An 18,090-nucleotide genomic window follows, 5' to 3' on the forward strand; every position below is an offset into this window, starting at 1 on the left:
CGACTGCGGCCAGCCGCCGGGGGCGCTGCCCCCGGACCCCCGCGGGTATCTGAAAAAGGATGAAGTGGTAAGGGCGTGCGCTTGCCTGCTTGGCAAACCCGCGTTGCAAACCGGCGCGCGGCGCTCCATATACGAAAGCAACTAGCCGGAGCATGCAATGACCCAATATCTGGATTTCGAAAAACCACTGGCCGAGATTGAAGGCAAGGCGGAAGAGCTGCGGGCGCTGGCCCGGTCCAACGAAGAGATGGACATCACCGACGAGGCCCGCGCGCTGGATAAAAAAGCCGCTGGGATGCTGGAAGACCTCTATGGGTCGCTGACGCCTTGGCGCAAATGCCAAGTGGCGCGTCACCCCGAACGTCCACATTGCAGAGATTACATCGAGGCGCTATTTACTGAGTTCACACCGCTGGCCGGGGATCGCAACTTTGCTGACGATCTGGCCGTGATGGGTGGGCTGGCACGTTTTAATGACAAGCCGGTCATGGTTATCGGCCATGAGAAAGGCAATGATACCAAAAGCCGGATCGAGCGAAACTTTGGCATGGCCCGCCCTGAGGGTTATCGCAAGGCGGTGCGTTTGATGGAATTGGCCGATAAGTTTAATCTGCCCGTTGTCACCATCGTGGACACGCCGGGTGCTTACCCGGGCAAGGGTGCCGAAGAGCGCGGCCAATCCGAAGCGATTGCCCGTTCGACCGAGAAATGCCTGCAGATCGGTGTACCGTTGATCAGCGTGATCGTCGGCGAGGGTGGCTCTGGCGGGGCGGTGGCTTTTGCCACGGCGAACCGCGTCGCGATGTTGGAGCATTCGGTCTATTCCGTCATCACGCCCGAAGGCTGTGCGTCGATCCTGTGGAAAGACAGCGAAAAGATGCGCGAAGCCGCCGAGCAGATGCGCCTGACCGCCGAAGAGCTCAAGACGCTCGGCGTGATTGATCAGATCATTCCTGAGCCTATGGGCGGCGCGCATCGTCACGCTGCGCAATCCATCAAGGCCGTAGGCAAAGCGATTGAGACGATGCTTAAAGACCTTGACGGTAAAGATGGCAAAACGCTGATCAAAGACCGCCGGAGCAAGTTCCTTGAGATGGGCCGCATGGGACTGGCGGCCTAGGCCAGCCGCCGCCGAAAACGCGGATCAGGGGTGATCTGGTCAAAACCGGCGGCGCGGTAAAAACTCTGCGCGCGCCGGTTTTGCGTACCCGTCCCTACAGTGACATAGCTACACCCCTGCGCCTCAGCGTGCTCCAGCGCGGCCGCCACCAACGCTTTGCCTATGCCGCGCCCACGCGCGGTATCGCAGACAAAGAGATGGTGCAGGTCCATGCCCCTTGCGCCGAATTGCAACTGCGTCTGGGGGCAAAGCGCGGCATATCCATGCAGCCCCGTCGCACCTTCGGCCACCAACAGCGTCACCCAAGGGGCTTCGCCGAGACAGTCACGTTCCAGCGCGGCCAGTGTCAGCGTGGCCGTGTCGCCGTGGTAGGCGGCCAGCGCATGGGCGAGATCAAGAACCATTGGTAAGTCGGATTTAACGGCAGGTCGAATGGGGGGCATATTGTCTCTCTTTGTGGCTACCACAGGGAGACAAGCAAAGCCGCGCTGTGGCGGCTTGGGGTATAGGAAAAGGGCCGCGCCGATTAGGAGCGGGGATAATAGACTGTTTTGAGGCAGGTCTGTTCCATGACTATGTCATGCGCTTGTGCCGACCGGCTGTCAAGCGGAGGCTGAGCCTGGGTTAGCTTGCCAGCATCCGCAGGCCTTGGGTCACATCCGAACGCACCGCCAGCCGCAGCCCCGGCTCATCCCCTGCGCGCAGGGCGGCGATGATCAACCGATGGAAATGCGGCGGCTCTGTCCGGCGCAGGCGGCCATAGAGCGCGCGCATGGTGGGGCCGAGTTGCAGCCAGACGGTCTCTGCCATGGCGAGCATCGCAGGCGCCTGTGCCCGCAGGTAAAGCGTTCGGTGGAATTCCAGATTGGTGCGGATGTAGCTGACCGCATCGCGGTGGGCCACGGCCTCGGCGATATTGGTGTTGATCGTCTGCATCCGCTCAATCAGCGCCATATGCGCGCGTGGCAGGGCACGCGAGGCCAGTTCAACCTCCAGCAACGCCCTGAGCGCTGCCAATTCCTCAATCCGCTCGTTGCTGAGTTCGGGCGTAGAAATGCGCCCCGAGGTCGACATCGTCAGCGCCCCCTCAGCCGCGAGCCGCCGCACCGCTTCGCGGGCGGGCGTCATCGAGACCTCATATTCCTTACCAATACCGCGCAGGGTGAGCGCATGACCGGGCGGCAGATCGCCATGCATGATCCGCGCGCGTAGGCGGCGGTAGACACGATCATGGGCCAGCGGCGTGGCCTCGACAGGGCGGGGGCTGAGGTTCATGATGCGCTTGTGATCACAAATGAGCCACCCGTCAAGCGCGGCATTTTGAGACCACGGGCCAATCACCCGTTGTCGCGGCCCCTGAGGCGATTTATCCGGGTTCAAACCGCTAAAGGAGATGCGCCTTGACCAAACGAAATTTCATCCGCCACGTGGTCTTTTTCTCAGCCAAAGACCCCAAAGACATTCCCGCAATTGTAGCGGGGCTTTGGAAACTGGCCGATATCCCCCATTCAACAACTTTCGAAATCTGCGAGAACACCCGTGTTGATGCGCTGTCAGGGGACGTGGATGTGGTGGTTTACGCCGAGTTCCCCGATGCGGAGGCACTTGCCGCCTATAAGGCGCATCCGATCTATCAAGAATCCATCGACATCGTGCGCCCCCTACGCGACATACGCATGCCTGCGGACTTTTAAGGCGCGAGATGTCTGCCCCCTGCGTCCTTTTTGACACCGGCCCGCTGGGGCAAGGAACGGCCTTTCGAGCGCCGCAGCGGATCATCAGCGCGCAGTCGCCCGAGGACGTGCCAGCAGCCTTTGCCGCGCTCGAAAAAGCGCAGGCAGAGGGCGCGTGGCTGGCGGGCTATGCAAGCTATGAGTTGGGTTACCTCGGGTCGACAAAACTGTGTGATTTGATGCCTGCCGAGCGCGGGCTGCCCCTGTTGCACTTCGGGGTGTTTGATGGGCCGGAGCCGCACAGCTTTAAGGATGACGTGGGCGCGGCCAGTCTATCGGCCCTAACCCCGGATTGGGACTTTGCCCAATATGAAGCCGCCTTTATGCAGGTGCAGGATTACATCACTGCCGGGGATATTTATCAGGCCAATCTGACCTTCGGGTTGGAGGGTCGCTATAGTGGCACGCCTGCCGCCCTTTATGCCCGACTTCGCCAGCGTCAGCAGGTTGAGCATGGCGCATTTGTTGACCTTGGGGGGCCGGTGTTGCTGTCACGCTCGCCCGAGTTGTTCTTTGCGCTGACTGCCGATGGCCACCTGACCGCGCGTCCGATGAAGGGCACCGCGCGGCGCGGGCAAGATGCTGTTGAGGATGCCAAGCTGCGCGCCGACCTCGCCGCTTCGGAAAAGAACATGGCGGAAAACCTGATGATCGTTGATCTGCTCCGCAACGACATAAGCCGGATTGCAGAGGTGGGCAGCGTTGAGGTGCCGAAGCTGTTCGAGATCGAGACCTATGATACCCTGCATCAGATGACTTCGCGCATCACGGCACAGGTTTTGCCTGAGACGCGACTGACAAATATTTTCCACGCGCTTTTCCCCTGTGGCTCCATCACCGGTGCGCCCAAGATCCGCGCCATGCAGATCTTGCGCGCGTTAGAACCTGCTCCACGCGATGCCTATTGCGGCGCTGTTGGCTGGGCTGCGCCCTCAGGGGCGATGCAGTTCAACGTGGCGATTCGCACAGCGACCTGCCACGCCGATGGACGGCTGCGGCTAAATGTAGGTGGTGGTGTAGTGCATGACAGCACAGCCGAGGATGAACATGCCGAGGCTTTGCTAAAGGCACGGTTCGCGACCCTGCCCTAGAACCGATAACGATGCAGCCCCCCGCCATGGTCGCGCAGCCATTGGCGGGGGGCTTGATAATCACCGTAAATCCGCGTGACCTCGGCCCAGAACGCCGGGGAATGGTTCATCTGCGCCAGATGAGCGACCTCATGGGCGGCGACGTAATCCAGCACTTCGGGCGGTGTCATGATCAGCCGCCATGAGAACATCAGCCCACCATCACTGGTGCACGATCCCCAGCGGGAACGCGTATCGCGCAGGGTGATCCGATTGTAGGGCTTGCCCAGCAATGCCGCGTAATCGTCACAGGCGCCAGCCAACCGGTCCCGCGCCACTTCGCGCAGATGTGCTGCAAGCCGTCTGCCAATGCTGTCGTCCGGACCGGGCACGAGAATCTCTTCGGGACCGATCCGCACGCCGCGCCCCTGCCCGCTGCGCACCTTAAGAACCTTACCGCCCACAGGCAGCTCAGCCCCCGGTGCGACAATCACGTCTTCGCCCCGCGCGGCAAGGTGTTGGCGAATCCAGTCTTGCTTGGTCTCGGCAAAGGTCAGCGCTTCACGCTCGGCCAAGCGTTTGGGCATGGTCAGCGTCACCCGCCCATCCAACTGCGAAATGCGTAAAGAGATGCGCCGGGCACGGGCCGAACGGCGCAAGATCAACGGAATCGGCGGGTTGCCGGGCAGCACAGGGTCTTTCATTACCGGAGCAACGTCCCTAGATAGAGGCCAAAGCCTTTGACAGTGCCCCCCTCATATGGCACTTGGCCGGAATCATCTACACGCAACAGCAATATTATAAAGGGGTGTTTCATGCCCAACGAAGAATGGGGAACCAAGCGCCTGTGCCCCACTACGGGCAAGCGCTTCTATGACCTCAACAAGAATCCGATCATCAGCCCCTATACGGGCGAAGAGGTCGCGGCCGACAACTCCAAGTCCCGCATGATCGCGGCAGATGCCGAGGATGCGGTCACAGCCAAAGCCAAGAAAGGCGATAAGGCAGACGACGATTCCCTCGTGGATGACGACGATACAGTTGATGTGGATCTGGACGACGATCTGCTGGACGACGACGATGACGACGAGGATACAGTTCCCCTCGACGATATCGCCGAAGTCGCGTCAGACGACGAAGACTAATTAATCGGCGGCGGGTTCAATTTTCTGCTTGATCCCGCCGCCGCCAGCGCCTAGTTAGCGGCGCATAACGACCCGGATCACACGATCCACGATGGGGCCTTAGCTCAGCTGGGAGAGCGCCTGCATGGCATGCAGGAGGTCAGCGGTTCGATCCCGCTAGGCTCCACCAAGCCTTTTGCAAAGCAAAAGGCGTCGCGCGACAGTCGCTTCGAAGAAGCGATGAGAGCGCAGCGCAACAGCCCATACAAACGATACAACGCTATCTCGCAACTGCAAACGATGCTCGGCGAGCAAAATCTGTAGGCTACCCCCTGCCTACTGCTCGGCGATCTGTCTCGCCTCTTGTCACTATGCCGCGCTCATGATGTGCATTGCCTAGGGCACACCAAACCTTGCCAAATCGCAAACCCATTGGGATAGGCAGATGAGAGCCGGTCGCGCCCTACGCTCACGACCAGTCCCGCTCAGAACAACGCGCGTCGGATTAAATTCAGCCCTGCAACCATCAGCACCAGCAGCGTCATCTTGCGAAACAGGACCGGATCGACCCGATCCATCACCATGCTGCCAAGCCAAACGCCCAGCATCACAGGCGCAAGCAACAGTGCCGAGAATGGCCAAGTCTGCGCGTTCAGCACACCCGATCCCATATGCGCCCCAAGCAGCGCCACCGCGCCCAGCCCATAAATCACCCCCTGAATCCGCATCTGATCGTGCTTTGGGGTGCCAAGCGCGGTCAGATACGCAACCGTTGGCGGCCCCCAAACGCCGGAAACGCCGCCGACCGCACCAGCAAACGCGCCGACACATGCTTCGACCCGCGTGGAACGTTTCGCCAGATGAAACTTATACTTCGACAATTGCAGCAGCGCGAAAAAGACGATCGGAACACCAATGGCCAGCAGCATTGCCTCCTCGGGAATCACCCGCACCATCTGGGCAGAAAGAACCAAAGTGATGCCGCCGCAGAGCAGAAATACCCAGAACAATCGAATGGAACCTGCCGCCGCCCTCGGACCTTGGCGCAAGGCCTGAAAGGCATTGGCCAGAACCGTCGGCAGGATCAAACCAGCTAGGGCCAAATCTGGCGCCATGAAGGTCGTTAGGCCGGAAATCAAAACCAACGGCAGGGCGAATCCGACAACGCCTTTGACGAAACCACCGCAAAGACCAATGGCCAAAGCTGCGTAAAATTCAAACGGGGTGAGAAAGGGGAAAATACTGTTCATGCCGTTACATAGCAGGCCCGACGGCAGCCGCACGAGCAAATTTTCTACGCAATATAAAAACAAAAATAGGCATTGAAACGTATCTTTGTTGTGCTGCAACTGCGAAGGCGCTATGTCTGGCCCAAGCAAGAAAGGACAGATCATGGCACATGACGGTCAGGATATGACGATGCATAGCGTAATTCTCGACGATCTGATCGGGCTGACCGGCGCGGCGCTCCCGCCGCTGGACCGGCTGCTCCAGAAAGCCACTGCCGCCGTCCGCGCGCAGGTGAGCGAGGGGGATCGCGTCTCGGCCAAGCTGATCGAGGCCAACCAGACCGCAGCGCACGGGCTTGCGTGGCTCGCCACCTATGTGCAGGCGCTACGCCAGATGCAGCTTTGGGCCGAGCGCCTACAGGGTGACGGGCGCTTTGGCGAGGTCGAAGAACTCCTACACCAGATCGCCTTTGGCGAATACCTTTGCCAGATCCGTGGCGGCATCCAGATGAACCAAGGCGAAATGCTGCGTCTGCAAGATCTGGGGCTGAGCGCTGAGGACGAAGCCACGCTTGACGATCCGGCGCTCACCACTCTGACCCGCAGCGGCAACACGCAGGCCGCGCGCAGCCGCTTGGTTGAACTCATGCAGGAACGCAGCGCCGATGTGACCTTCGGCGTCAGCGGCCTTGATGAAGAGCTTGAGATGATCCGCGACCAATTCCGCCGCTACGCGGTCGAGAAGGTCGAACCCTATGCCCATGACTGGCATCTGAAGGACGAATTGATCCCCATTGAGGTGATCGAAGAACTGGCCGAGATGGGCGTCTTTGGCCTGACCATTCCCGAAGAATACGGCGGGCTGGGCCTGACCAAAGCGTCGATGTGTGTGGTCAGCGAAGAACTCTCTCGCGGCTATATCGGCGTCGGCTCCCTCGGCACCCGGTCGGAAATCGCGGCGGAACTGATCCTCTGCGGCGGCACTGACGCGCAGAAAGAGAAATGGCTGCCCCGCATCGCCAGCGCCGAGACTTTGCCCACGGCGGTCTTTACCGAGCCGAACACCGGCTCGGACCTCGGCAGCCTGCGCACCCGCGCGGTAAAGGACGGCGACGACTACAAGGTCACCGGCAACAAGACATGGATCACCCATGCGGCGCGCACCCATGTGATGACACTGTTGGCGCGCACCGATCCGGAAACCACAGACCACCGCGGCCTGTCGATGTTCTTGGCCGAAAAGACCCCCGGCGACGATGCCAACCTCTTCCCCACCCCCGGCATGACCGGCGGCGAGATTGAGGTGCTCGGCTACCGCGGGATGAAGGAATACGAACTCGGCTTTGACGGGTTCGCGGTGAAGGGCGAGAACCTTCTCGGCGGCGAAGAGGGGCGCGGCTTCAAACAACTGATGGAGACGTTTGAATCCGCCCGCATCCAGACCGCAGCCCGCGCCATTGGCGTGGCGCAATCGGCGCTCGATATCTCGATGCAATATGCCCAAGACCGCAAGCAATTCGGCAAGGCGCTAATCAACTTCCCCCGCGTGTCGGGCAAGCTGGCGATGATGGCGGTGGAACTAATGATCGCGCGGCAGCTGACCTATTACAGCGCCTTTGAAAAGGACGCGGGCCGGCGCTGCGATGTCGAAGCAGGCATGGCGAAACTGCTCGGCGCGCGGGTCGCTTGGGCCGCTGCTGACAACGGCTTGCAGATCCACGGCGGCAACGGATTCGCGCTGGAATACAAGATCAGCCGGGTGCTTTGTGACGCGCGTATCCTGAACATCTTTGAAGGAGCGGCGGAGATCCAAGCGCAGGTTATCGCGCGCCGTCTTCTGGGCTGACGCTCCGGGGTTGCAAGCGCCGCTTCTGTCAGAGACATAGGCGGCGTTCCCAGCCAAAGGACAGCCCATGCGCAGCTTCTTGATCCTCGCCGCCCTCAGCGCCCTGCCGCAATGTCAGAGCGACGAAACCGTCCGCGCCTACGGGGCGGGCGACAAGACATGGACCTTGGTGGAACTGGACGGCACCCCCTTCGACGCCCGCGCCACGCTGACCTTCCCAGAGACCGGCAAGATTGCCGGAGAAGCGCCCTGCAACGCCTATAGCGCCGCGATGACTGTGCCCTACCCGTGGTTTGACGCGGGTCATATCGCCGCCACGCGCCGCGCCTGCCCGGACCTCGCAGCAGAGACGGCGTTTCTGAATGCTTTAGGAGAGGTGACCATCTCGGATGTATTGGGCGACACGCTAATCCTGTCGGATGAAAGCAACGAACGACTGATCTTCAAAGCCGCCGACTGAAGGCATCGATAAAGCGCGCGCGGGCTTCCGGTAGGGGTTTGCCCCCCAGATCGCGCGCCAGATGCGCGGTCAGGAAATGGCCCGTCGTGACAAGCCCCTGCGCAATCTCAGCATCGCTCCCCGTGCCGCCGCGCAGGACTGTCGGCAATGGCAGCAAACGATCCGCCCACTCCCCCGCGCCTTTGGCGGAGACGGCGCGGCCCGACTTGGGCGAGACATAGATCAAGTCTTCGCTCACCCCAGTTACCGCGCAGCTTTCCAGATCAAGCGCATAGCCCATCTCTTCCAACAGACGCAGTTCCCATTTCAGATAGGCCAGCGGCCAGACCTCCCCCTGCCCCAACATATCAAGCAGCGCTTCGGTGCGGCGGTAGAGCGCCGGATGCGGCTCGCGTTCGGGCAGACAAAAGGCCAAAAGCGCGGTCACCGCGTTCAACCCCGCCAGCGCCAGACGGTTCTGCATGGCCACCGCAGCGCGGCTGCGCAGCGGCTCGACGGTGAAGGCGCCGATATGATCCTCCAACCGCGCGCGCCATGCCACGTCAAGCTGTGCGCCGGGTTGCAGACTGGGCGCAATCTTGCGGCTGGTGCCTCCGCGGACGATCCCAGCGTGGCGGCCTTGTTCGGGGGTGAAGACCTCAATGATGGCAGAGGTTTCGCCATGTCGCCGCGCGCTCAGCAGGATGCCTTGATCGCGCCACTCCATCAGGCCAGCCCCGGTTCGTCTAACAAGTGACGGCCTTGGCGATCTTCCACCTCAATCACCCAAAGGTCGGGATCGAACCCGCGCTGGCGGGTGACAGTGGCATCAACCTCGGCCTCGTCGCCTGCGGCCAATTCGATCCATTTCCTATCGCCGGTCATCAGATCGAAAGAGCGTTGGAACAGCACCGCGCGGCCATCAAGCGTTGCCAGCTTCACCAGCACCGCACCGCCGGTGTCGTCACCATGGGCGACGACGAAAGCCGGAATGTCCTGCAACCGCAGCCGGGTGAGATAGGCGTCGACCCAGAAACGCGCGGTCAGGCGGGGCATGGCTGGCCTTTACGCTCAGTCGTTGCCATCTTTGAAATCCAAGCCCATCTCGGAATAGCGCTCGGCCTCTTCCAGCCAGTTGGCGCGAACCTTGACCTGCAAGAACAGATGCACCTTGCGGCCCAAGAACTCTTCGAGTTCCTCACGCGCCGCCTTGCCCACGGCCTTGATCGTCTCGCCCTTGTTGCCCAGCACGATGCCCTTGTGCCCATCGCGGATCACATAGACCAATTGGTCGATCCGGGCAGAGCCGTCCTTGCGCTCTTCCCAATTCTCAGTCTCGACGGTGAGCTGATAGGGCAGTTCCTGATGCAGGCGCAGGGTCAGCTTCTCGCGGGTGATCTCGGCCGCGATATTGCGCATCGGCAGGTCGGCGATCTGGTCTTCGGGGTAGAGCCACGGGCCTTCCGGCACCTCTCCGGCCAGCCACTGGCGCAGCGTGTCGATACCGTGGCCACGCTCGGCGGAGATCATGAAAGTCTCGGTGAAATCAAAGGCTGCATTCATCTTTTCGGTCAGACCCAGCAACACAGGTGCTTCAACGCGGTCGATCTTGTTGATCGCCAGCGCCACGCGGCGGCCCTTGGCGATGTTGCCAAGCTCCTCAAGGATACGCTCAACGCCCTCGGTCATGCCACGGTGCGCTTCGATCAAAAGCACGATCACATCGGCATCGGCAGCCCCGCCCCAAGCGGCAGCCACCATGGCACGGTCAAGCCGGCGGCGCGGTTGGAACAGGCCGGGCGTGTCGACGAAGACAAGCTGCGCGTCGCCCTCCATCGCCACGCCGCGGATGCGGGCGCGGGTGGTCTGGACCTTATGGGTCACGATCGAGACCTTGGCCCCCACCATCCGATTCAACAGCGTGGATTTGCCCGCGTTGGGCTCTCCGATCAGGGCGACGAATCCGGCACGGGTGGTCATGAGTTCTTCTCCAATTGCCGCAACAGCGTGGTGGCGGCGGCCTGTTCGGCGGCACGTTTTGAGGGCGCGGTGGCGGCGGCTTCGGCGCCGTTGTCCAGCCGCGCGGTAATGGTAAAGACCGGCGCATGGTCGGGGCCGCTGCGGTCGGTCTGGACATAGCGCGGCGGGGTCAGGCCGCGTGCTTGTGCCCATTCCTGCAACGCGGTTTTGGCGTCGCGGGCGTCTTCTTTAACCGTCTTCAGCCGGTTGCCCCACAGCCGCAACACGAGGTCTTTGGCCGCGTCAAACCCGCCATCCAGATAAACGGCGGCAATCACCGCCTCGATAGCGTCGCCCAACAGCGCCTGCTTGCGCCGCCCGCCCGAAATCATCTCAGACCGGCCCAATTTCAGCACCTTGCCTAGATCAATCTCACGCGCGACATCGGCGCAGGTTTCCTTGCGCACCAATGCGTTGAACCGCGGGGCCAACTGCCCCTCGGTCGCGCCGGGATCCAGCGCCAGCAGCGCCTCGGCCATGACAAGGCCCAGCACCCGGTCGCCCAGAAACTCCAGCCGCTGGTTGTCGTCGCGGTTGGCCGAGGACATGGAGGCATGGGTCACCGCGCGAACCAGCAGTTCCGGCTTGCCGAAGTGATGGCCGATCCGCGCCTCGAAGGCTTTGAGGTCTCCGCTTAGCTTCATCTGACAGCTTCGAAGAAACGGTCGCTGCGCCATGTCCAGAAGAACAGCATCGAACGCCCGGCAGAGCTGAACACAATGCGGTCTGCACGGCCGATGAGGTTCTCGAAGGGCACGAAACCCACGCCACCCGCACGCTGCGCCAGACGGCTGTCGGCAGAGTTGTCGCGGTTGTCGCCCATAAAGAAGTAATGCCCCTCAGGCACGGTATAGACGCCCGTGTTGTCCGACTGTTGGTTGGTGATGTTCAAGATCGGATGCGAAACACCATTGGGCAACGTTTCGATCTGGCGGCTTTTGACGCAGGTGCCGCCTTGCCCAACGGGGCCGTTTTCGCAGCGCGGACGCAGTTGTTGTGGACCTTGGGGGGCCATGACCTCTTCAAAGGTGCCTGCATCCTCAACTTTGACCGGGGTGCCGTTCAGGCTGATGACGCCGTTTTGAATCTGCACCTTGTCCCCCGGCAGACCGATCAGACGCTTGATGTAGTCGCGGCCCGACACGGGATGACGGAAGACCACCACATCGCCGCGCTCAGGCTCGGACCCGAAGAGACGCTCATTATCGCCGTCGAACACTCCGCAGACATCCTTGGCGTCAATCTCGATCCCGACACCGGGGAGCATCAGGCTGGGGCAAGACGCATAGGAATAGCCGTAAGCCATCTTGTTCACGAAAAGGAAATCGCCAATCAGCAGCGTCTCTTTCATTGAGCCGGAGGGGATCCAGAAGGGCTGGAAGAACAGGGTCCGAAAGACACCGGCGATCAGCAGCGCCCAGAAGATTGTCTTGATGGTTTCGACAAAGGCGTTGCCGGTTTTTTCCTTAGCGGCCATGCGGCGCTCCTGACATATCGGTTTGGGGTTACATGCGGGGCCGTGCGGGCCAAGTCAAGGGAAGCAGGGCCGGATCGGCCTGCCCCGCATGCATATGACGCGAAACGGCGGGGCGCGCCAGTCTAACTGGCCGGATCGGCAAGAGGGCGCGCTTCGATCACCACGAAAGCCTGCGCCCAAGGGTGATCGTCGGTCAGGGTAACATGGATGATCGCCTCATGCCCCGGCGGGGTCATCGCGGCCAGACGGTCGGCGGCCCAGCCTGTCACCTCCATTACGGGTTGGCCGGTGCGCAGATTGCTGACCGCCATGTCGCGCCACGCAATGCCCATGCGCAGCCCGGTGCCAAGCGCCTTAGAACACGCCTCTTTCGCGGCCCAGCGTTTGGCATAGGTGCCCGCTACATCGCGGCGGCGCTCGGCCTTGCGCTGTTCCACGTCAGTAAAAACACGATTGCGGAAGCGGTCGCCAAAGCGGTCGAGCGTGCCTTGGATACGCTCGATATTTGCCAGATCAGTACCGATGCCGAGGATCATTGGGGCCATTCTTATCGCGTGACGGGGCCGATGCGCCCTTTGCCCTCAATAGATCATGCGGCGGGGCCGAGGAAAAGCAGCAATACGACGAGAAAACGCCGCCTCGCTGGGGCGGGACGGCGTTAACTTATGGCAAGGCGCGGCGCTTAGGCGACGGCGTGGCGGGCCTTCTCGGCTTTCGCTTCGTCAATGGCGCGCTGAACCGAGGCACGCTGCTCAGTCAGGAACTCATAACCGGGGCGGCCAGCGGTGGCTTTGATCGCATCGTCGTAGTTTTCGACCAATGCGGATTCGCCGTTGATGATCTCATTATAGACGGCTTCGTCGTCGCCAGTCACAGCGTCACGCAGCTTGACCCAGCCCCGGTGCGCTGATGCGGCGACGGAGCCCTCTTCAGAGACATCCACGCCATCGACGCCCAACTGGCGGTGCAGCTCGGTGTGGAACTTCTCGCGCTCAGCGATGCGCTGATCGAAGAAGCCAACGAAAGCAGCCTCGTCAGAGACTTCTTTGCGGGATTCGCGATAGCCGTCGCGGCTGTCGATCAGGCGGGTGTGCAGTTTTTTCAATGTGTCGATATGGTCGCTCATTGGTGCCTCCTAGGTTTTGTTAACCAGTCTGGCAGCACAACGCGGCAAAGCGGATCTGGGTCCAAGCAGGGGCAGCGCATGAGTGCCTTTCCGCCGCCCCAGCAAGCGTCGATTACCCGTCGCGGGCGTCATCCATCAGGCGGCGCATTTCGGCGATTGCAGGCTCCAAACCAAGAAAGATCGCCTCTCCGATCAAGAAGTGACCGATGTTGAGTTCGCGCACTTCCGGAAAGGCGGCGATGGGGGTCACGGTGTCATAGGTCAGCCCGTGGCCTGCGTGAACCTCAAGCCCCAAGGAAGCCGCAAAAGTCGACATGTCGCGCAGTTTCTTCAACTCGACATCGGCCTCGTCCCAGCGGCCTTCGGCGAAGGCGTCGCAATAGGCGCCGGTATGTAGCTCAATCACCTCGGCCCCGATGCGGTTGGCTGCTTCAATCTGGGCAGGTTCTGCGGCAATGAAGATCGACACGCGGCTGCCCGCTTCGCGCAGCGGTGCGATAAAATGGGCCAGTTTGTTTTCTTCACGCGCAACTTCCAGTCCGCCTTCGGTTGTGCGTTCTTCGCGTTTTTCCGGCACGATGCAAACGGCATGCGGTTTGTGCCGCAGGGCGATCTTTTGCATCTCGTCGGTGGCTGCCATCTCAAAGTTGAGCGGGACGGAAAGCACCTCCATCAACCCTTCGATATCGGCGTCAGAGATATGCCGCCGGTCTTCGCGCAGATGCGCGGTGATGCCATCGGCCCCGGCCTTTTCCGCAATCTTGGCAGCGCGCAATGGGTCAGGGTACGCCCCGCCCCGCGCGTTGCGCACGGTCGCCACGTGGTCGATGTTCACGCCCAATCTCAGCTTTGGTTGGTCAGCCATGTTGTTTCCTCTCGCATCATTGGCGCGACCATAGGTCGGAATTTTTGCCAACCCCATAGGGAGAAGCCCTTTTTCCGAAAAATTGATGCAAGGCGGCGATTCAGTCGGCGTGGCGCTTGGCCTCGGCCCGCTGCGAAGCCTTGTGTTTTAACGCCTCAAACTTGGCCTTGATCATGCCGCGCCGCCGCTTTTGATAGGCGCGCAGCACCGGAACAGAGATATAATAGGCAATTGTGGCGCAGATCATCCCCGGCAGGACGCCCCCAATCAGATAGGGGTAGAACACCTGATGGAAAAAGATCGTCAGCCCCGACCAATCCATGCTGTCATCTGTAAAGATCGCGAAAAAGTTCTCTTGAAGGTCGCGCCCTGCATCAAGGAATTTGCCACCAAATGACCGATGCGCCGTTGGGGCCACGGGCGCACCAAGAATCCAGTGACCGGTTTGCAGGGCAGCGATGCCGATGGGAACATAGGTCAACGGATTGCCGAAAAAGGTGGCCATAAGCGCAGCGAGGATATTCGCACGCATCACCCGCCCGATTAGCGCCGCCACGATAAAATGCAGCCCGTAGAACGGCGTAAAGGTCGTAAAGACCCCAGCCCAGATGCCCCGCGCGATACGCTCTGGGCTGTCAGGCAGCCGCCGCATCCGGTGTTTGACATAGTGAAACGCACGCGTCCAACCGCCGCGCGGCCACAGAAACTCGGCCAGCGCGCGCAGGGTCGGTTTCGGATCGCGGCGTTTGAAAATCAAGAATCAGGTCCAGTATCGGCGTTTCGTCTGCGCGGGTCAGGCGGTCTTTTCGACAGTCTTTCCTATGCTCATATTGCGGTGTCTGCTGACATCGGCGACCTCACTTTCGGCTTCGAGCGTGGACATGAGCGAATGCAGATGACTCACGTCTCTGAGGTCCACATAGACCACCAACCGGTAAAAGTCAGGCTTACGCTCCACAAACTCCAAATCAGAGATATTGGCCGAGGCCTCGCCGATCAAGGTACAGACCCGCCCCAAGACGCCCGCGCCATTGCCGATGGTGATGTCTAGCGCGCATGTATAATCCGCCGGATGGCTGCCATCATGCCAGCGCAGGTCAAGCCAGCGGTCGGGCTGGTCTTCATATTCCGACAAGCGGTCACAGTCGATCGCGTGAACAGTCACCCCCTTGCCGCGGAAGGTGATGCCCACGATGCGTTCGCCCGGTAGCGGCGTGCAGCAAGGCGCGCGGTCAAAGCTCTGGCCCGGCTCCAGCCCGACCACGGCGCGGCGCACGTCGATCTGCTCGCCCTTTTGCGGTGCAAGATCGGGATAGACGGATTCGACCACTTCGCGGCCCGTCAGTTCGGAACTGCCAAGCCGGGCAAGCACCTCGTCGGGGCCATTGAGCCGCATGTTCTTAGCGACAGTGTGCAGCACCTTATCGGTGACCTTCTTGCCCACCTGAGCGAAAGCCGAGCGGGCCAATTCCCGCCCTAGCTTGATAAAGCGTTCGCGGTCGACCTCACGCAGGGAACGCCGGATCGCCGATTTGGCTTTGCCAGTGGTGGCGATGTCGAGCCAAGTGGCCTGCGGTGTCTGGCCCTGCGCGGTGGTGATCTCAATCGACTGGCCGTTCTTGATCCGCGTCCAGAGCGGCACGCGCATCCCATCGACCTTGGCCCCCACGCAGGCATTGCCGATCCGCGTATGGATCGCATAGGCGAAATCAATCGGGGTCGCGCCGCGCGGCAACTTCACCACATCGCCCTTGGGCGTGAAGCAGAAGACTTGGTCGGCGTACATCTCAAGCTTCACCGCTTCGAGGAAATCCTCATGGTCGGTCTCGGCGTCGAACTGTTCGGTCAACTGGCTGATCCACTTGGCGGGATCAACAGCAAAGGGGTTCCGGCTCCGCACGCCGTCGCGGTAGGACCAATGCGCTGCAACGCCGGTTTCGGCCACGTCATGCATCTGCCGGGTCCGAATTTGCACCTCAACCCGCTTGCCATCCCGCCCCGAAACGGTGGTGTGGATAGATCGGTAGCCGTTGCTTTTGGGCTGACTGATGTAATCCTTGAACCGTCCCGGCACCGCACGCCAACGCCGGTGGATCGCGCCAAGCGTGCGATAGCAATCTTCCTCGGAGGCGGTAATCACGCGAAAACCGTAAATGTCGGACAGGCGAGAGAAGCTCTGCTCCTTCTCCTCCATCTTGCGCCAGATCGAATAGGGCTTCTTGGCCCGGCCAAAGACTTCGGCCTCAATATCCGCCTTTTCCAACTCCACGCGCATGTCGCCCGTGATCCGCTGGATCACATCGCCAGTGTCGCGTTGCAGGGTGATGAAACGCCGGATGATCGACGCGCGCGCCTCGGGGTTAAGCACGCGAAACGCGAGGTCTTCCAACTCTTCACGCATCCATTGCATGCCCATACGGCCCGCCAGCGGCGCATAGATGTCCATCGTCTCCCGCGCCTTTTTGACCTGTTTGTCGGGGCGCATGGATTTGATCGTCCGCATGTTGTGCAGGCGGTCGGCCAGTTTCACAAGAATGACCCGCAGGTCCTTGGACATCGCCATGAACAGCTTGCGAAAGTTCTCGGCCTGTTTGGTTTCGGTCGAGTTGAGCTGAAGGTTCGTCAGCTTGGTAACACCATCGACCAATTCGGCAACTTCACCGCCAAAGAGGCTCTGAACCTCGGCGTAAGACGCTTTGGTATCTTCGATCGTATCATGCAAAAGGGCGGTAATGATCGTCGCATCATCAAGCTGCTGTTCCGTAAGGATCGCAGCGACGGCAACGGGGTGGGTAAAGTAGGCCTCGCCGGAATGGCGAAACTGGCCATCATGCATCCGCGCGCCATAATCAAAGGCTGCGCGGATCAGTGGTTCGTTGGTACGGGGATTGTAGCCTTGAACGAGAGCGATCAGGTCGTCGGCAGTAATGTCGGCGCTGTTCATGCCATCTGCCTCATAGCCCCGGCCGGGGCGCGGGGGTTACCCCTGCCCCTGTGCGGCCATCAACTGGCGCAGCAACATTTCTTCGGACATGCTGTCTTCTTCAGGCTTGTCCTGCTCGGCACCCATCAAAAGCGCCATTGCATCTTCTTCGGGCTCATCGACTTCGATCTGGCTCTGGTTGCTCTCGATTAGACGCTCACGCAGATCGTCAGCCGACTGTGTTTCGTCAGCAATCTCGCGCAGGGAGACAACAGGGTTTTTGTCGTTGTCGCGGTCAACGGTCAGCGGCGATCCGGCAGAGATCTCGCGGGCGCGGTGCGCGGCCAGCATGACGAGTTCGAAACGGTTCGGAACCTTATCCACACAATCTTCGACGGTGACGCGGGCCATGAAGCCTCCAATATCTCATTTGCTGCCAGAAGTGCGGTGTTTAGGCCGCTTCGGGCAGATTTACAAGTCACTATTACATAGGATTACATAGACCGCACGTCGGCGCGATCCCGCTCAGACACGCCTTCAAGCAGCACGCGCACGGGCTTTCCTAACAATGGATGCACCCAATCGGGAGCCACATCGGCCAGCGGCACCAAAACAAAAGCGCGATCTTGAAGACGGGGGTGGGGCAGGATCAACTGTTCAGGCGCACGACCAATTTGCGCATCAAGCGGCAATTCGCGCCACATCTTGTGGGTATTACGGTCTGGCAACACAATATCGTCACAGGCCAGTAAATCCAGATCCAGCGTGCGCTGCCCCCATCGCTGCACCCGCTCCCGGCCAAACTGCGCCTCGATACGGTGCAATACGCCAAGCGCCTTTTCAGGACCCCAAGGCGCTTCGATCCGCACGGCGGCGTTCACATAATCCGGCCCCGCCCCTGCGGGAAAAGCCGGAGTGTGGTAAAATTGGCTGGTGGCACGAATCACCGCACCTGATGTTTGCAACAGCTTCAGAGCGGCCTTCAAGGTTTCCTGCGGCTTACCAACCGAAGATGCAAGGTTCCCACCGAGCGCAATCAGAAGGCTATGCTTTCGTATAGGTGCCCTACTGCTTAATTCCATACCCTCAGGGCCTTGCGACATTGTTAAAAAACCTTAG

At 60.8% G+C, this 18,090-nt stretch carries 22 protein-coding genes and 1 tRNA gene; 7 read left to right on the top strand and 16 right to left on the bottom strand.

The features are described 5' to 3' along the window. Window positions 1-157: 157 nt before the first annotated feature. Window positions 158-1,120 carry an acetyl-CoA carboxylase carboxyltransferase subunit alpha gene (locus tag BM229_RS09215; RefSeq protein WP_093927374.1) on the top strand — a complete coding sequence of 321 codons (963 nt, stop codon included), beginning with the start codon at window positions 158-160 and terminating at the stop codon, window positions 1,118-1,120. Here the strand turns inward: BM229_RS09215 and BM229_RS09220 are convergent. Next, window positions 1,117-1,563 carry a GNAT family N-acetyltransferase gene (locus BM229_RS09220; RefSeq protein ID WP_093927375.1) on the bottom strand — a complete coding sequence of 149 codons (447 nt, stop codon included), beginning with the start codon at window positions 1,561-1,563 and terminating at the stop codon, window positions 1,117-1,119. The two genes, BM229_RS09215 and BM229_RS09220, sit on opposite strands and share 4 nt — an antisense overlap. A gap of 181 nt (window positions 1,564-1,744) precedes the next feature. Next, window positions 1,745-2,395 carry a GntR family transcriptional regulator gene (locus tag BM229_RS09225; protein ID WP_093927938.1) on the bottom strand — a complete coding sequence of 217 codons (651 nt, stop codon included), beginning with the start codon at window positions 2,393-2,395 and terminating at the stop codon, window positions 1,745-1,747. Window positions 2,396-2,520: 125 nt separating this feature from the next. Here BM229_RS09225 and BM229_RS09230 point away from each other — a divergent pair, with 125 nt between their 5' ends. Together BM229_RS09230 and BM229_RS09235 are read left to right on the top strand one after the other, a co-directional pair. After that, window positions 2,521-2,814 carry a Dabb family protein gene (locus BM229_RS09230; RefSeq protein WP_093927376.1) on the top strand — a complete coding sequence of 98 codons (294 nt, stop codon included), beginning with the start codon at window positions 2,521-2,523 and terminating at the stop codon, window positions 2,812-2,814. A gap of 8 nt (window positions 2,815-2,822) precedes the next feature. Beyond that, window positions 2,823-3,944, top strand: a complete 1,122-nt coding sequence (locus BM229_RS09235; protein WP_093927377.1) for an aminodeoxychorismate synthase component I — start codon at window positions 2,823-2,825, stop codon at window positions 3,942-3,944. Here BM229_RS09235 and BM229_RS09240 read toward each other — a convergent pair. Further along, entirely contained in the window at window positions 3,941-4,627 is a 687-nt protein-coding gene (locus tag BM229_RS09240; RefSeq protein ID WP_093927378.1) for a M48 family metallopeptidase, read from the bottom strand. The two genes, BM229_RS09235 and BM229_RS09240, sit on opposite strands and share 4 nt — an antisense overlap. A gap of 111 nt (window positions 4,628-4,738) precedes the next feature. On the opposite strand from BM229_RS09240, the gene BM229_RS09245 reads away from it, so the two are divergent. Together BM229_RS09245 and BM229_RS09250 are read left to right on the top strand one after the other, a co-directional pair. Then, a complete protein-coding gene (locus BM229_RS09245) occupies window positions 4,739-5,068 on the top strand; it encodes a TIGR02300 family protein (RefSeq protein WP_093927379.1) in 330 nt (109 codons plus the stop codon). A 93-nt stretch (window positions 5,069-5,161) separates the two neighbouring features. Next, window positions 5,162-5,237 (top strand) — tRNA-Ala (locus BM229_RS09250). 295 nt (window positions 5,238-5,532) lie between these two features. On the opposite strand, the gene BM229_RS09255 is transcribed toward BM229_RS09250, so the two are convergent. Further along, entirely contained in the window at window positions 5,533-6,297 is a 765-nt protein-coding gene (locus tag BM229_RS09255) for a sulfite exporter TauE/SafE family protein (protein WP_093927939.1), read from the bottom strand. A 142-nt stretch (window positions 6,298-6,439) separates the two neighbouring features. Here BM229_RS09255 and BM229_RS09260 point away from each other — a divergent pair, with 142 nt between their 5' ends. Further along, window positions 6,440-8,122 carry an acyl-CoA dehydrogenase family protein gene (locus BM229_RS09260; RefSeq protein ID WP_093927380.1) on the top strand — a complete coding sequence of 561 codons (1,683 nt, stop codon included), beginning with the start codon at window positions 6,440-6,442 and terminating at the stop codon, window positions 8,120-8,122. A gap of 67 nt (window positions 8,123-8,189) precedes the next feature. Continuing rightward, a complete protein-coding gene (locus BM229_RS09265) occupies window positions 8,190-8,582 on the top strand; it encodes an META domain-containing protein (protein ID WP_093927381.1) in 393 nt (130 codons plus the stop codon). Here the strand turns inward: BM229_RS09265 and recO are convergent. The 12 genes from recO to folK all read right to left on the bottom strand — a co-directional run bounded on the left by recO (window position 8,566) and on the right by folK (window position 18,053). Beyond that, a complete protein-coding gene (recO, locus tag BM229_RS09270) occupies window positions 8,566-9,288 on the bottom strand; it encodes a DNA repair protein RecO (RefSeq protein WP_093927382.1) in 723 nt (240 codons plus the stop codon). The two genes, BM229_RS09265 and recO, sit on opposite strands and share 17 nt — an antisense overlap. Then, on the bottom strand, window positions 9,288-9,617 hold the full coding sequence (locus BM229_RS09275; protein ID WP_093927383.1) for a DUF1491 family protein: 330 nt from the start codon (window positions 9,615-9,617) through the stop codon (window positions 9,288-9,290). Before BM229_RS09275 ends, recO begins: the two co-directional genes overlap by 1 nt. A gap of 15 nt (window positions 9,618-9,632) precedes the next feature. Beyond that, the gene (gene era / locus BM229_RS09280; RefSeq protein ID WP_067935569.1) at window positions 9,633-10,541 is read right to left on the bottom strand and encodes a GTPase Era; all 909 of its coding nucleotides are present in this window, start codon (window positions 10,539-10,541) and stop codon (window positions 9,633-9,635) included. Further along, on the bottom strand, window positions 10,538-11,224 hold the full coding sequence (rnc, locus tag BM229_RS09285; protein WP_093927384.1) for a ribonuclease III: 687 nt from the start codon (window positions 11,222-11,224) through the stop codon (window positions 10,538-10,540). The genes era and rnc overlap by 4 nt, the downstream gene beginning before the upstream one ends. Then, window positions 11,221-12,057 (bottom strand): signal peptidase I, encoded by an 837-nt coding sequence (gene lepB / locus BM229_RS09290; protein WP_093927385.1) that lies wholly within the window; start codon window positions 12,055-12,057, stop codon window positions 11,221-11,223. The genes rnc and lepB overlap by 4 nt, the downstream gene beginning before the upstream one ends. 122 nt (window positions 12,058-12,179) lie before the next feature. Beyond that, window positions 12,180-12,593: a holo-ACP synthase gene (acpS, locus tag BM229_RS09295; protein WP_093927386.1), complete on the bottom strand. Its 414-nt coding sequence runs from the start codon at window positions 12,591-12,593 to the stop codon at window positions 12,180-12,182. A gap of 146 nt (window positions 12,594-12,739) precedes the next feature. Next, window positions 12,740-13,183, bottom strand: coding sequence for a PA2169 family four-helix-bundle protein (locus BM229_RS09300; protein ID WP_093927387.1), 444 nt, complete (start codon window positions 13,181-13,183; stop codon window positions 12,740-12,742). Between the two features lie 112 nt (window positions 13,184-13,295). Next, entirely contained in the window at window positions 13,296-14,048 is a 753-nt protein-coding gene (locus BM229_RS09305) for a pyridoxine 5'-phosphate synthase (protein WP_093927940.1), read from the bottom strand. Window positions 14,049-14,148: 100 nt separating this feature from the next. Further along, entirely contained in the window at window positions 14,149-14,805 is a 657-nt protein-coding gene (locus tag BM229_RS09310) for a DUF2062 domain-containing protein (RefSeq protein ID WP_093927388.1), read from the bottom strand. 36 nt (window positions 14,806-14,841) lie between these two features. Beyond that, window positions 14,842-16,992, bottom strand: coding sequence for a RelA/SpoT family protein (locus BM229_RS09315; protein ID WP_093927389.1), 2,151 nt, complete (start codon window positions 16,990-16,992; stop codon window positions 14,842-14,844). A gap of 36 nt (window positions 16,993-17,028) precedes the next feature. Beyond that, window positions 17,029-17,382 carry a DNA-directed RNA polymerase subunit omega gene (rpoZ, locus tag BM229_RS09320; protein ID WP_093738298.1) on the bottom strand — a complete coding sequence of 118 codons (354 nt, stop codon included), beginning with the start codon at window positions 17,380-17,382 and terminating at the stop codon, window positions 17,029-17,031. 83 nt (window positions 17,383-17,465) lie between these two features. Then, window positions 17,466-18,053, bottom strand: a complete 588-nt coding sequence (gene folK, locus BM229_RS09325; RefSeq protein ID WP_167360228.1) for a 2-amino-4-hydroxy-6-hydroxymethyldihydropteridine diphosphokinase — start codon at window positions 18,051-18,053, stop codon at window positions 17,466-17,468. Between the last annotated feature and the right edge of the window lie 37 nt (window positions 18,054-18,090).

It is taken from the genome of Sulfitobacter dubius (genome assembly GCF_900113435.1).
In the GTDB taxonomy this organism is placed as follows: Bacteria; Pseudomonadota; Alphaproteobacteria; order Rhodobacterales; family Rhodobacteraceae; genus Sulfitobacter; species Sulfitobacter dubius.

Coding starts and splice junctions, on each gene's coding strand:
- BM229_RS09305 (WP_093927940.1), bottom strand. CDS start 14,048: ATGGCTGACCAACCAAAGCTGAGATTGGGCGTGAACATCGACCACGTG.
- recO (WP_093927382.1), bottom strand. CDS start 9,288: ATGGAGTGGCGCGATCAAGGCATCCTGCTGAGCGCGCGGCGACATGGC.
- rnc (WP_093927384.1), bottom strand. CDS start 11,224: ATGAAGCTAAGCGGAGACCTCAAAGCCTTCGAGGCGCGGATCGGCCAT.
- BM229_RS09225 (WP_093927938.1), bottom strand. CDS start 2,395: ATGAACCTCAGCCCCCGCCCTGTCGAGGCCACGCCGCTGGCCCATGAT.
- era (WP_067935569.1), bottom strand. CDS start 10,541: ATGACCACCCGTGCCGGATTCGTCGCCCTGATCGGAGAGCCCAACGCG.
- BM229_RS09315 (WP_093927389.1), bottom strand. CDS start 16,992: ATGAACAGCGCCGACATTACTGCCGACGACCTGATCGCTCTCGTTCAA.
- acpS (WP_093927386.1), bottom strand. CDS start 12,593: ATGATCCTCGGCATCGGTACTGATCTGGCAAATATCGAGCGTATCCAA.
- lepB (WP_093927385.1), bottom strand. CDS start 12,057: ATGGCCGCTAAGGAAAAAACCGGCAACGCCTTTGTCGAAACCATCAAG.
- BM229_RS09235 (WP_093927377.1), top strand. CDS start 2,823: ATGTCTGCCCCCTGCGTCCTTTTTGACACCGGCCCGCTGGGGCAAGGA.
- BM229_RS09300 (WP_093927387.1), bottom strand. CDS start 13,183: ATGAGCGACCATATCGACACATTGAAAAAACTGCACACCCGCCTGATC.
- BM229_RS09255 (WP_093927939.1), bottom strand. CDS start 6,297: ATGAACAGTATTTTCCCCTTTCTCACCCCGTTTGAATTTTACGCAGCT.
- folK (WP_167360228.1), bottom strand. CDS start 18,053: ATGGAATTAAGCAGTAGGGCACCTATACGAAAGCATAGCCTTCTGATT.
- BM229_RS09275 (WP_093927383.1), bottom strand. CDS start 9,617: ATGCCCCGCCTGACCGCGCGTTTCTGGGTCGACGCCTATCTCACCCGG.
- BM229_RS09260 (WP_093927380.1), top strand. CDS start 6,440: ATGGCACATGACGGTCAGGATATGACGATGCATAGCGTAATTCTCGAC.
- BM229_RS09240 (WP_093927378.1), bottom strand. CDS start 4,627: ATGAAAGACCCTGTGCTGCCCGGCAACCCGCCGATTCCGTTGATCTTG.
- BM229_RS09220 (WP_093927375.1), bottom strand. CDS start 1,563: ATGCCCCCCATTCGACCTGCCGTTAAATCCGACTTACCAATGGTTCTT.
- BM229_RS09265 (WP_093927381.1), top strand. CDS start 8,190: ATGCGCAGCTTCTTGATCCTCGCCGCCCTCAGCGCCCTGCCGCAATGT.
- BM229_RS09215 (WP_093927374.1), top strand. CDS start 158: ATGACCCAATATCTGGATTTCGAAAAACCACTGGCCGAGATTGAAGGC.
- rpoZ (WP_093738298.1), bottom strand. CDS start 17,382: ATGGCCCGCGTCACCGTCGAAGATTGTGTGGATAAGGTTCCGAACCGT.
- BM229_RS09245 (WP_093927379.1), top strand. CDS start 4,739: ATGCCCAACGAAGAATGGGGAACCAAGCGCCTGTGCCCCACTACGGGC.